Consider the following 12,608-nt stretch of genomic DNA (forward strand, 5'->3'; position numbering starts at 1 on the left):
GTTGGTCGGGGGCGGCTCCCCGGTCCGGGCGGGTCGCCCGGACCGGCCGGGGCGGCCCCCGGCCCCGTTGTCCATCCCGGTGATGGTGACGGTGCCGCGGGCCGGGTGCGCGAGCGCTACGGCAGGAGCCGCTCCAGGACGACCGCGATGCCGTCGTCCTCGTTGGAGGCCGTCACCTCGTCGGCGACCGCCTTCAGTTCCTGGTGGGCGTTGGCCATGGCCACGCCCCGGGACGCCCAGCCGAACATCGGGATGTCGTTGGGCATGTCGCCGAAGGCGATCGTGTCGGCGGCCTTCAGGCCGAGCCGGCGGGCGGCGAGGGACAGGCCCGTGGCCTTCGACAGGCCGAGCGGGAGCAGTTCGACGATGCCCTCCCCGGCCATGGCCACCGAGACGAAGCCGCCGGCCGTCTGCCGGGCGACGGCCGCCAGTTCGTCGTCGCCCAGCGTCGGATGCTGTATGTAGATCTTGTTCAGCGGGGCGGCCCAGAGGTCGGACGCGTCCGTGAACGGTGTCGCGGGGAGCCTGCCCGTGACCGCGTACCCCGGGCCGACCAGCACCTCGCCGTCCAGGCCGTCCCGACTGGCCGCCAGGTACAGCGGGCCGGCCTCGGCCTCGATCTTGGCCAGGGCCACGCCCGCCAGCTGCCGGTCCAGGGTGACGGAGGTCAGCAGGCGGTGGCTGCCGGCGTCGTACACCTGGGCGCCCTGGCCGCAGACGGCGAGGCCGTCGTAGCCGAGGTCGTCCAGGATGTGCCGGGTCCAGGGCACCGCGCGGCCGGTGACGACGATGTGCGCGGCGCCCGCCGCGGTCGCCGCGGCGAGCGCATCCCGGGTGCGCCGCGAGATCGACTCGTCGGAGCGCAGCAGCGTGCCGTCGAGGTCGGTGGCGATGAGCCCGTACGGGAAGGTCACCGGGACACCGGCTCCAGCACCTCGCGGCCGCCCAGGTAGGGGCGCAGCACCTCGGGGACCCGGACGGAGCCGTCGGCCAGCTGGTGGTTCTCCAGGATCGCCACGATCGTGCGCGGTACGGCGCACAGGGTGCCGTTGAGCGTGGCGAGCGGCTTGACCTGCTTGCCGTCGCGGAGCCGGATGGACAGGCGGCGGGACTGGAACTCGGTGCAGTCCGAGGTCGACGTCAGCTCGCGGTACTTGCCCTGGGTGGGGATCCACGCCTCGCAGTCGTACTTGCGGGCGGCCGAGGAGCCGAGGTCACCGGAGGCGACGTCGATCACGCGGAACGGCAGCTCCAGCGACTCCAGCCACTGCTTCTCCCACGCCAGCAGACGCTGGTGCTCGGCCTGCGAGTCCTCGGGAGCGACGTACGAGAACATCTCGACCTTGTCGAACTGGTGCACGCGGAAGATGCCCCGCGTGTCCTTGCCGTGCGAGCCGGCCTCGCGGCGGAAGCAGGGCGAGAAACCCGCGTACCGCAGCGGCAGCTTGTCGGCGTCGATGATCTCGTCCATGTGGTAGGCCGCCAGCGGGACCTCTGAGGTGCCGACCAGGTACAGGTCGTCCTTGTCGAGGTGGTAGACGTCCTGGGCGGCCTGGCCGAGGAAGCCGGTGCCCGCCATGGACTGCGGGCGGACCAGTGCCGGGGTGAGCATCGGGGTGAAGCCGGCCGCGGCGGCCTGCGCGATCGCCGCGTTGACCAGGGCCAGCTCCAGCAGGGCGCCGACACCGGTGAGGAAGTAGAAGCGGGAGCCGGAGACCTTGGCGCCGCGCTCGACGTCGATCGCGCCGAGGAGCTGGCCCAGCTCCAGGTGGTCGCGGGGCTCGAAGCCCTCGGCGCCGAAGTCACGGATGGTGCCGTGGGTCTCCAGCGTGACGAAGTCCTCCTCGCCGCCGACGGGCACGTCGGGGTGGACGAGGTTGCCGAGCCGGAGCAGCAGCTCCTGGGTCTCGGTGTCGGCCGCGTCGCGTTCGGCGTCGGCGGCCCTGACATCGGCCTTCAGCTGCTCGGCACGCTTGAGCAGCTCGGCCTTCTCGTCGGGGGAGGCCTTGGGGATCAGCTTGCCGAGCTGCTTCTGCTCGGCACGCAGCTCGTCGAAGCGGACGCCGGATGACCTGCGCCGCTCGTCGGCAGACAGGAGGGCGTCGACGAGCGCGACGTCCTCTCCACGGGCGCGCTGGGACGCGCGCACACGGTCGGGGTCCTCACGGAGCAGGCGAAGGTCAATCACGGGGCCAAGGCTACCGGTGCGCGGTCGCGGCTCACGAATCACTATTCCGGGGTGTTGGGATTCGTCGCTTACGTTCCGTTATGCGGTTATTGCCGAACGTGTCAAGGAAAAGTGTCCCACTCCCTGGGACGGGGCACCGGCCGGCCGCCGCGTTGACCGGATTTCCTTGTGACGGACGGGATTTGGCGATCCGGTTGTCCACAGAGCGCCGGGCGTTCCGAAGAGTTATCCACAGGCTGTGTGGAAGATCTGTGGATTTCGGAATTGATCACTCCGGAAACCTCGGACCGGCTGAGGAATTCCCCGGGCAAACCCCATCGACACCTACGTTCGGGTGGAAAACGGTCGCCCCAAAAGATGAATCGAGGCAAACGGGTGACCGAAGGGTGGTCGTACGGGCGGTGACCGGGCCAGGGGGATGTACAGCGATTTGTCGACCCACCGGGCCTTCACTGTCGACTTGTCCCCAGGTCGAGAAGGGCACCTGTGGATAACTTCTGTGGATAACGTTGGTATGCAGGTACGACCGGCCGGAACGGCTGCTAGAACCGGCCGTCCTGGCAGCGCGCGACCCAGTCCGACGCCGCCATGAACTCCTCGTCCGACGTCCCCGGCAGGGTCGGACGGACCGCGTCCGGCGTGATGTCCGCGCGCGGATAGGAACCCAGGAAACGCACCTGGAGACAGATGCGCTTCAGCCCCATCAACGTCTCCGCCATCCGCCGGTCGGAGATATGGCCCTCGGCGTCGACGCAGAAGCAGTAGTTGCCGATACCGGCGCCGGTCGGCCGGGACTGGAGCAGCATGAGGTTGATGCCGCGCGAGGCGAACTCCCCGAGCAGGTCCCGCAGGGCGCCGGGGTGGTCGTCGCGCTGCCACAGCACCACCGAGGTCTTGTCGGCACCGGTCGGCGCGGCGGGCCGGGCCGGGCGGCCGACCAGCACGAACCGGGTCTGGGCGTTCTCCGCGTCGTGGATGCCGGTCTCCAGCGCCTGGAGGCCGTACCGGGCGGCGGCGAACTCACCGGCGAAGGCGGCGTCGTAGCGGCCCTCCTGGACCAGGCGGGCGGCGTCCGCGTTGGACGCGGCCGACTCCCACACCGCCTCGGGGAGGTGGGCGCGCAGCCAGTTGCGCACCTGCGGCTGGGCCGCGGGGTGGGCGGAGACGGTCTTGATGTCCGTCAACTTGGTGCCGGGCCGCACCAGCAGCGCGAAGGTGATGGACAGCAGCACCTCGCGGTAGATCGTCAGCGGGGCGCCCGCGACCAGCTCGTCCAGGGTGGTGGTGATCCCGCCCTCGACCGAGTTCTCGATCGGCACGAACGCGGCCTCGGCCTCGCCGGCCCGTACCGCGTCCAGCGCGGACTGCACCGACACGTACGGGATCAGCTCCCGGGTGGCCGCCTCCGGAAGCGTGCGCAGGGCGACCTCCGTGAAGGTGCCCTCCGGGCCGAGATAGGCATAGCTCGCTGGCATGCCCTCACCCTAATGGCCGCGCGCCCGGTCGGTCCGGCCGTCTCACGCTCGCCACCCGACCGGGTGGTTTCGACCCGGAACGTCCCCCGGACGGACGGCGATGCGCGTACGGGTCACCCCTCCAGCAGCCGCTGCCCCACGTACTCGCCCTTCGCCGCACCGCCCGGCACCGCGAACAGGCCGCTCGCCTCGTGCCGGATGTACCGCGACAGCGCGTCGCCGCGGTCGAGCTTGCGCTGTACGGGGACGAAACCCCGCAGCGGATCGGCCTGCCAGCAGATGAAGAGCAGCCCGGCGTCCGGCGTGCCGTCCGGGTCGATGCCGTCGTGGTAGGAGAAGGGGCGCCGGAGCATGGCCGCCCCGCCGTTCCGGTCGGGCCGGGTGATCCGGGCGTGCGCGGTGAGCGGGACGACGTACGCGCCGTGGGCGTCGGTCTTCTCCAGGTCCATCTCGGTCGTCTCGTCGCCCCCGGACAGCGGCGCCCCGTCGGCCTTGCGGCGCCCGATGACCTGCTCCTGCGCCGTCAGCGGGAGCTTCTCCCAGTCGTCCAGCAGCATCCGGATCCGGCGTACGACGGCGTAGGAGCCGTTCGCCATCCACCCGGGCTCACCCGACGCGGGTACGAAGATCCGCTGCTCGAAGTCGGTGTCGGCCGGCTTGGGGTTGCGGGTGCCGTCGAGCTGGCCCATGAGGTTGCGGGCCGTCATGGGGTGGGCGGTGGCGCCGGGACTGCGGTTGAAGCCGTTCATCTGCCACCGAACCCGGGCGGCGGAGCCCGCCTCCTTCTGGATGGCGCGCAGGGCGTGGAAGGCGACCAGGGCGTCGTCCGCGCCGATCTGCACCCACAGGTCGCCGTCGCTGCGCGCCTTGTCCAGGTGGTCGGCGGAGAAGTCCGGCAGCGGGTCGAGGGCGCCGGGCCGCTGCTTCTCCAGGCCGGTGCGCGCGAAGAAGCTGTGGCCGAAGCCGAAGGTCACGGTCAGCGAGGAGGGACCCGCGTCCCGGGCCACATCCGTGTCGTCGTGCGGGGCGGCCTCGCCCGCCATGAGCCGTTCGGCCGTCGTCGACCAGCGGCGCAGCAGGGCCGTCGCCTCCTTGCGGCCCGCGCCCGCCGTCAGGTCGAAGGCGACGAGATGGCCGCGCGCCTGGAGGCCCTCGGTGATGCCGGGCTGATGTTTCCCGTGAAACATCGCCCGGCCGGAGCCCACCGAGGACAGCGGGGCGGCCTGGGCGGGTGCCGCGACGTACCCCGCGGCACCGCCCGCCGCCCCGAGGGCCAGCCCGGTGGCCCCGGCCGTGCCGAGCAGGGCGCGCCGGGAGACACCGCGCGCCCCCGACACGGGCCCGGCCACCGGCGTGTGGGGGGTGCGGGTATGCGGGAGGGACTGGTCGGGCATGGTGGTTCAGCCGATCTGCGCGTGCTTGGAGACGGTCGTCTGGTCGATGTCGGAGGTGCGGACCGTGACGGCGACGGTCCAGTCGCCGGCCATCGGGATCTGCACTCCGCTCGCCGACCAGTGGCCGGTGGTGATGTGGTCGGGGGCCACCGGCAGCGGGCCGATCTTCTTCGCCTCCAGGGTGAAGGAGATCTTCACCTCCGGGACGTCGAAGGCCCGGCCGTTGGGGCGCTGGACGTAGACGTGCATCTCGTTGCCGCCCACGCGCGCGGGGTCGAGGTCGATGCTGACGACGCCCTTGCCGTCGGTGCCGCCGGTGTCGAACGGCATGTCCAGGGTGAGCGCCCCGGACGTGGAGGAGGCTGCGGAGCCGGACCCGGCGGAGGTGGCGGCCTTCGCGTCCAGCTCGGTACGGCCCGGCTCGGTCTGGGTCAGCGCGGTGGTGACGGCGAGCAGGACGAGGGCGACACCGGTCTCGGCGAGCACCGAGCGGCGCAGCCCGGCGCGGTGCGGGTCGGCGTCGCGCAGCCGCTTGCGACGGGCGGCGTCGACGGCCGCGCGCTGCCGGGCGAGCTGGGCGGCACGCCGGGAGTCACCCGAGCCGGAGCCGGAACCCGACCCGGTGCCTGTGTCGGCGCCCTTGCCGTTGCCCGCGCCCTTGCCGTCGCCCGCACCCGAGCCGTCGTCGGCGCCCTTGCCGCCCGCGGGCGTCCCGGCGGTGACCTGCTCCCTGGCCTGGGCCTTCTCGGCCTTCCCGGTGCGGACGGCCGGGTCCGCGAGCCGGCCGGTCCAGCGCCGGGACGCCGCCGCGAGGGCGACCAGCAGCGCCACCAGGCCGATCTTGATCAGCAGGAGCTGCCCGTACCGCGTGTCGGTGAAGGCCGACCAGGAGCCGAGCTGCCGCCAGGACTGGTAGACGCCGGTGGCGACGAGTGCGACGACGGAACCGAGGGCCACCCGGGAGAACCGCCGCACGGCGGTGGCGCCGACCGGGGTCTCGGCGGGCGCCCGGTACAGGGCGACCAGCAGCGCGGTGAGACCGCCCAGCCAGGCGGCGACGGCCAGCAGGTGGACGACGTCGACCGGCATGGCGATGCCCGGCTGGAGACCGGTGGAGGCGTGCTCGGCCATCGCCCAGCTGGACGCCAGGCCCGCCGCGACGACGCCGCCGCCCACCGCGAGCCCGAAGGTCAGGTCGCGTTTCTCCCGCAGTTCCTCGCGCCGGGTGTAGGTGCCGAAGAGGACGGCGACGAACAGCGCGGCGGCGGCGAGCAGCAGCAGCCGGGAGACCAGCGCGGCACCGGTCTTGGTCTGGAGCACCTGGCCGAGCAGGCCCAGGTCGAAGACGTCGGCGAGCTTGCCGGAGGTGGTGTACGAGCCGCGCAGGAGCAGCAGCCACAGGGTGGCCGCGGTCAGCGTCACCCAGCCGCCGGCCACCAGCCGCTGGAGGGCCCGCACTCCGGCGCCGCGCTGCCAGCAGGCCAGCACGAAGGCCGCGCCGCCGGCGAGCACGATGAAGCCGGCGTAGGACACGTACCGCCCGAACGCGTACAGGGCGCCCACGACTCCGCCGCCCGCGGTCGGTCCGGTGCCCTGCACGACGGTCGGCGAGGGGGCGCCGACGGAGAAGGTGTAGGCGCCGGAGACGGGATGGCTGTCCGCCGAGACGACCTGGTAGGTGACGGTGTAGGTGCCCTTGGCGAGGCCACCGCGCAGGCGCACGGCGTACGTGGTCCCGCTGATGTTCGCGGGGCTGCCGGTCTGGACCGGCTTGCCCCTGGGGTCGAGGACGCGCAGGGAGTCGTCGTTCATCGCCACCTTCTCGGAGAAGGTGAGCGACACCTGGGTGGGCGCCTTGTCGGCCACCACCCCCTGCGCGGGGTCGCTGCCGGTCAGGGCCGCGTGCGCGGCGGCCGGTCCGGCGCCCGCGAGCAGCGCGCCGGTGACGGCGAGCAGCAGCACCAGGTACCGCAGGCGGGGGGTGATGGTCCGGGTCACGGTGGTCCCTCCCTCAGTGGCCGGTCGACGGGTGATACGTGGCGGGCTCCACCGGCATCTCGACGGTGAGGTGACCCGATCGGGCGAACGTGAGCCGCACGGTGACCGTCTGGCCCTGCTTCGGCGCGCGCCGCAACTTCTCGAACATCAGATGGTTGCCGCCGCTGCGGAACACGAGCCGGCCGTGGGCGGGGACCGTGAAGGACGACTTCTCCGTCATGGCACCGCCCTGCGTGCTGTGCATGGTCACCTGGCCGGCGATGTCGCTGCTGACCGAGGTCAGCTCGTCCCCGGCGCCACCCTTGTCGGTGATCGTCAGGAAGCCGGCGGCCATGTCGGCGGAGACCGGCTGGGGCATGTACGCCGAGTCGACGGACAGCTCGGCCCGGTCCGGTGCGGAAGCGGAACCGGACCCCGAGCAGCCGGTGAGGGCCAGGGCGCCGGCGAGCGTGCCGGCGGCCAGGGCGGCGGTGCGTCGCCTCACGGCTTGGCTCCCTCGACGAGCTTGGGCAGGTCCCGGCTGTAGTCGTCGACCGTGGTGTTCTCGCCGTAGAGGACGTAACCGGCGTCCGTCTTCGGGGAGAAGGCGATGACCTGGGTGCCGTGCACCGAGACGAGCTTGCCGTTCTTGTCCTTGGTCGTCGGCTCCACGGCGATGCCGACCGAGCGCGCGCCGGCCTTGACGGCGGTGAAGTCGCCGGTGAGGCCGATGAACCGGGGGTCGATGCCCTTGAGCCACTTGCCCAGCTCGGCAGGGGTGTCGCGGCCGGGGTCGGTGGTGACGAACACGACGCGGAGGTCGTTCTGCTCGGCCTTGGGCAGCGTCTTGAGGGCGACGGCGATGTTGCTCATCGTCGTGGGGCAGATGTCGGGGCAGTGGGTGTAGCCGAAGTAGAGCAGGGTCGGGTGGCCGTGGGTCTCCTCGCGGAGGTCGTACTTCTTGCCGTGGGTGTCGGTGAGGACCAGGCCGGGCTTCTTGAACGGCTGGTCGAGAACGGTGGCGGCCTTGCCCGCGTCCGACCCTTCCTGGACCACGGTGGCCGGCGCGTTGCCGTCGTCGGTGCCGCAGGCGGAGAGGGTCAGGGTGGCGGCGGCGAGCAGCGCGGCCGCGGCGAACGTCTTCTTGCGCATAGAGAAATGTCCCAGATGTGTGAACTCCGGCGCGCACCGGGGTCGTACGACGGGCGTCCTCGGCCGGGGCCGACGGGCCCGCCGTACGACGCCCGGCGCGCGCGGGGCGGAGAGGATCAGGTGGTGCGGCGGCGGCCGGCGAGGACGCCGTAGGCCACGCCCGCGACGCCGGCGACGATGCCGGCCACGCCGAGTACGCGGGCGGTGGTGTCACTGCCGCCGCCGGAGTCCGCGGCCGTGGTCTTCTCGGCCTTGCCGTCCGTGTCGTCGGCGGCCGGGGCGGCGTGGTGGTCGTCGTCGGAGGCGGCGGTCAGCTCCAGGACGGGGGCCGGGTTCTCCGGCTCGTCCTGGCCCTCGCGCGGGACCTCGATCCAGCGCACGACCTCCTTGTTGGAGTACGTCTGCACCGCCTTGAACACCAGCTGGTCGGTGTCCTCGGGCAGGGCGCCCAGGGAGAGCGGGAACTTCTGGAAGTAGCCGGGCGCGATGCCCTTGCCGTCGGCGGTCCAGGTCACCTTGGTGACGGCCTGGTCGATCTTCTCGCCGTGCATGGTCAGCGGCTTGGCCAGGGTGGACTTCGTGACGTCGATCTTCCAGCCGGGGATCGGCTGCGGCATCACCGAGGCGATCGGGTGGTCCGCCGGGAGGTTGACCTCGATCTTGGTGGTCGAGGCGTTGTCGCGCTCGTTGGGGACCTTGAAGTCCACGACCGCGTAACCGCCCTTGGCCGCGGCGCCCTCCGGCTGCACGCTGACGTGCGCGAAGGCGGGGGCCGAGAGGACGAGGACGGCCGAGCCGGCGAGGGCAGCGGCGGCGGCGATACGAGAAGCCTTCATGGAAGGAAGTACTCCACTCTGAATGGGATCCGGTGGTGGCGAGGAGTACGCGCGTGCGTGGCCGGCGAGTCCGCCGTACCGCTGGGATGAGAGCGCGCACGCGCGCGTGCCGCGCGTCGGCGGCCACCGGGTCCGTGGAGCGGGGGTCGCGTCAGGCGGCGAGGAGGAACGCGGCGGCGGGCGGGCCGCGCCGGATCACCGAGTGCTGGAGTACGCCGGTGCGCGGGGCCGGTGCCTCGTCACGGTCGGTACGACGACCGCGCGGGGCGGTCCCGGCCTCGGGGAGCAGCCCGGCGCACAGGGCGTGCACCAGCGTGAGGGCAGCGCGCAGGGACCGTACGAGCGCTGCCTCCGCGACTCCGTGCGCCGACAGCTCGATCAGCCGCAGCACCGCGAGGTCCCCGCGGCGCAGCAGCCAGCCGACGGCGAGGGCCGCGAGCACGTGACCGAGCAGCATCGGCAGCGAGGGCAGCAGCCCCGCCGCGGCACCGGTGGCGTCGTGCGCGTGGTACAGGGCGGGCGCGTCGCCCGTCGGTCGGCCGGCGCGGTCGATGAGGCGCGCGTCGAGCAGCAGCCGGAAGGCGTGGCCCGGGGTCAGGGACGGCGGGGCCGAGCCGCACAGCAGGTGCGCGGCCCGCTCGACGAGCGCGTTGTCGCTGAGCGCCCCACCGGCGGAGCCCACCGGGCCGGACGACACCATCGACGGCATCGACGCCATCGTCATCCCGCCGGAGGCCGCCGTGACGCCGTGCTGGCCCAGGCCGAACAGCGTGTGCAGCACGGTCTGGCCGAGGGCGAGGAGCGCGGCGATGCCCGGCAGCGAACGGGCCCGCCCGGCGAGCGGTGCCACGAGCAGCAGGGAGCCGAGGAACCCCGCGCCCAGCGTCCACAGCGGCACGCTCGCGCAGGAGGCCAGGGTGTGCCCGGCCGCGGCCAGCGCGACGCAGACCGCGGCGAACACCGCGGCCCGCAGCATCCGGAGCCCGGCTCCGGGGCGCGCCGTGCGCGGGTGGGGGGCAGTCATGGCGGGGTCATCATCGCACTGCGCCCGCCGGCTGCCTACGGCAGGGCGGGCGATCCCGCATACACCGGTTCCATCCGCGGCGCATCGGCTGTATGGGCGCAGTCACGCCCACGGGGTGCTTACGGCCGCCTACGGGCGGCAATACGTAACGTATGTCGAGCCGCGGCCGGGAGGCTGGAGCATGAGCATCTGGTGGTCACTCCATCTGCGGCGCGAGGCCGCGAGCGTGCCGCTCGCCCGGCGACTGCTGATGGGCACCATGGAGACGGCGGGTGTCGACCCCGAGATCTCCTACGATCTGTCCGTCGCCCTGAGCGAGGCCTGCGCGAACGCCGTCGAGCACGGCGGGGACACCGCGCCCGGCACCTCGGAGGCGTACCGGGTGACCGCGTACCTCGACGGCGAGAAGTGCCGCATCGAGGTGACCGACTCGGGTCCCGGCTGCGTCCGCACCCAGGACATCCGGCCCGCCCGTCCGGACGCCGAGCACGGCCGGGGCCTGTGTCTCATCCGGGAGCTCGCCGACCACGTCCACATCGGTCCCAAGCCGGGCCGCGGCGGGACCGTGGTCAGCTTCGACAAGATCCTCAAGTGGACGAGGGACCCCTCCCTGCTCACGGCCTGACCCGTACCGGGCCCTGCGGGTGGTGGGACCCGGCGGTGCCGGTCGGCCGCCGAGGGCGCCCGGTGTCGGTCCAGCTCCGAAGACGCCCGGTTCCGCCGCGAGGCGCCGGGCGGCCGGGTGCCGGGGCCGGGGGCGAGCCGCCCGTCCGGTACGGCGTCCCGCAGCGCGCGCTCCGGTCCGGCCCGGCGCCCCTCCGCCACCTCGGGCGCCGGGACGCGGGTCCGCAGCCCGCGCCCGACCGGTGGCCGACCGTCCACGCCGGTCCTCCCGGCGGGCGCCTGAGACCTCCGCGTGTCCGTCTCCGTGCCGACGGCCGGGCACCACCGCGGTGCCCGGCCGTCATGGTGCGCGTGGTGGTCAGCCCTTCAGGGCGGCCATCCACGCCTCGACCTCGTCGGACCGCCGCGGCAGTCCGGCGGACAGGTTCCGGTTGCCGTCCTCCGTGACGAGGATGTCGTCCTCGATGCGGACGCCGATGCCCCGGTACTCCCGCGGCACCGTCAGGTCGTCGGCCTGGAAGTACAGGCCGGGCTCGACGGTGAGCACCATGCCCGGCTCCAGCGTGCCGTCGACGTACGTCTCCACGCGCGCGGCGGCGCAGTCGTGGACGTCCAGGCCCAGCATGTGACCGGTGCCGTGCAGCGTCCAGCGGCGCTGGAGGCCCAGCTCCAGGACGCGCTCGACCGGGCCCTCGGCCAGCCCCCACTCGACGAGCTTCTCGGCGAGCACGCGCTGGGCGGCGTCGTGGAAGTCGCGGTACTTGGCGCCCGGCCGCACGGCCGCGATGCCGGCCTCCTGGGCCTCGTACACGGCGTCGTAGATCTTCTTCTGGATCTCGCTGTAGGTGCCGCTGACGGGGAGCGTGCGCGTGACGTCGGCGGTGTACAGCGTGTGCGTCTCCACGCCCGCGTCGAGCAGGAGCAGGTCGCCGGAGCGGACCGGGCCGTCGTTGCGGACCCAGTGCAGGGTGCAGGCGTGCGGACCGGCGGCGGCGATCGTGCCGTAGCCGACGTCGTTGCCCTCCACGCGCGCACGCAGGAAGAACGTTCCTTCGATGTAGCGCTCGCTCGTCGCCTCGGCCTTGTCGAGGACCTTCACGACGTCCTCGAAGCCGCGGACCGTGGAGTCGACGGCCTTCTGGAGTTCGCCGACCTCGAACTCGTCCTTGACCAGCCGGGCCTCGGAGAGGAAGACGCGCAGCTCCTCGTCGCGCTCGGCGGTGACCTTGTCGGTCAGGGCCGCCTCGATGCCGGCGTCGTGGCCACGGACCACGCGGACCGGGCCGGTGGCCTCGCGCAGCTGCTCGGGCAGCTCGCGCACGTCGGCGGCCGGGATGCCGTAGAGCGCCGCGGACTCGGTGAGGGAGTGGCGGCGGCCGACCCACAGCTCGCCCTGGCCGGAGAGCCAGAACTCGCCGTTCTCGCGGTCGGAGCGCGGCAGGAGATAGACCGTCTCCCGGTGGCCGTCGGCGGTGGGCTCCAGGACGAGGACGCCGTCCTCGGTCTGGTCGCCGGTGAGGTAGACGTACTCGACGGAAGCGCGGAAGGGGTACTCCGTGTCGTTCGAGCGGGTCTTCAGGTTGCCCGCCGGGATCACCAGGCGCTCGCCGGGGAAGCGGGCGGAGAGCGCGGCGCGGCGGCGGGCGGTGTGCCCGGCCTGCTCGACCGGCTCCAGGTCACGCAGTTCCGTGTCGGCCCAGCCGGACTTCATGTTCTCGGCCAGCTCGTCGGAGACGCCCGGGTACAGGCCGTTCTTCCGCTGCTGGATGGGCTCGTCGGACTCGGTCTCGGGGCCCTCCGCGGTAGCGGAGTCGGGCACAGCCGGGTTGAGCTCGTCGGACACGTGATCCTCCTCGATACGCCATGTGATCTCCCCCGGGGCCCGCGACGCTCCTGCTTGTGGCCGAGCGGGGACCTCCATCATCGTACGGTCGTACC

The 12,608-nt window shown here is 72.9% G+C and carries 11 protein-coding genes; 1 reads left to right on the forward strand and 10 read right to left on the reverse strand.

Translation table 11 applies throughout. The features are described from left to right. Positions 1-116: 116 nt before the first annotated feature. The 9 genes from ACIQVT_RS23830 to ACIQVT_RS23870 form a co-directional block, all read right to left on the reverse strand. Entirely contained in the window at positions 117-914 is a 798-nt protein-coding gene (locus tag ACIQVT_RS23830) for an HAD family hydrolase (protein ID WP_403757397.1), read from the reverse strand. Then, positions 911-2,188, reverse strand: a complete 1,278-nt coding sequence (gene serS / locus ACIQVT_RS23835) for a serine--tRNA ligase (protein ID WP_403757400.1) — start codon at positions 2,186-2,188, stop codon at positions 911-913. The genes ACIQVT_RS23830 and serS overlap by 4 nt, the downstream gene beginning before the upstream one ends. 542 nt (positions 2,189-2,730) lie before the next feature. Beyond that, entirely contained in the window at positions 2,731-3,663 is a 933-nt protein-coding gene (gene pheA / locus ACIQVT_RS23840; RefSeq protein ID WP_403757403.1) for a prephenate dehydratase, read from the reverse strand. Positions 3,664-3,776: 113 nt separating this feature from the next. Further along, a complete protein-coding gene (efeB, locus tag ACIQVT_RS23845; protein ID WP_403757406.1) occupies positions 3,777-5,057 on the reverse strand; it encodes an iron uptake transporter deferrochelatase/peroxidase subunit in 1,281 nt (426 codons plus the stop codon). Positions 5,058-5,063: 6 nt separating this feature from the next. Beyond that, the gene (locus ACIQVT_RS23850) at positions 5,064-7,055 is read right to left on the reverse strand and encodes a copper resistance CopC/CopD family protein (protein WP_403757409.1); all 1,992 of its coding nucleotides are present in this window, start codon (positions 7,053-7,055) and stop codon (positions 5,064-5,066) included. Positions 7,056-7,068: 13 nt separating this feature from the next. After that, complete coding sequence (locus ACIQVT_RS23855; RefSeq protein WP_403757412.1) at positions 7,069-7,539, reverse strand: copper chaperone PCu(A)C; 471 nt, start codon at positions 7,537-7,539, stop codon at positions 7,069-7,071. Further along, positions 7,536-8,186: an SCO family protein gene (locus ACIQVT_RS23860; RefSeq protein WP_403757415.1), complete on the reverse strand. Its 651-nt coding sequence runs from the start codon at positions 8,184-8,186 to the stop codon at positions 7,536-7,538. The genes ACIQVT_RS23855 and ACIQVT_RS23860 overlap by 4 nt, the downstream gene beginning before the upstream one ends. Before the next feature lie 116 nt (positions 8,187-8,302). Continuing rightward, positions 8,303-9,022: a YcnI family protein gene (locus tag ACIQVT_RS23865; protein ID WP_403757418.1), complete on the reverse strand. Its 720-nt coding sequence runs from the start codon at positions 9,020-9,022 to the stop codon at positions 8,303-8,305. A gap of 151 nt (positions 9,023-9,173) precedes the next feature. Further along, entirely contained in the window at positions 9,174-10,046 is an 873-nt protein-coding gene (locus ACIQVT_RS23870; RefSeq protein ID WP_403757421.1) for a hypothetical protein, read from the reverse strand. A gap of 181 nt (positions 10,047-10,227) precedes the next feature. Here ACIQVT_RS23870 and ACIQVT_RS23875 point away from each other — a divergent pair, with 181 nt between their 5' ends. Continuing rightward, the gene (locus tag ACIQVT_RS23875) at positions 10,228-10,671 is read left to right on the forward strand and encodes an ATP-binding protein (protein WP_403757424.1); all 444 of its coding nucleotides are present in this window, start codon (positions 10,228-10,230) and stop codon (positions 10,669-10,671) included. A gap of 357 nt (positions 10,672-11,028) precedes the next feature. Here ACIQVT_RS23875 and ACIQVT_RS23880 read toward each other — a convergent pair whose 3' ends face one another. Then, positions 11,029-12,513, reverse strand: coding sequence for an aminopeptidase P family protein (locus ACIQVT_RS23880; protein WP_403757427.1), 1,485 nt, complete (start codon positions 12,511-12,513; stop codon positions 11,029-11,031). Positions 12,514-12,608: the final 95 nt, after the last annotated feature.

The sequence above is a fragment of the Streptomyces sp. NPDC100445 genome (assembly GCF_044759735.1).
Taxonomy (GTDB): Bacteria; Actinomycetota; Actinomycetes; order Streptomycetales; family Streptomycetaceae; genus Streptomyces.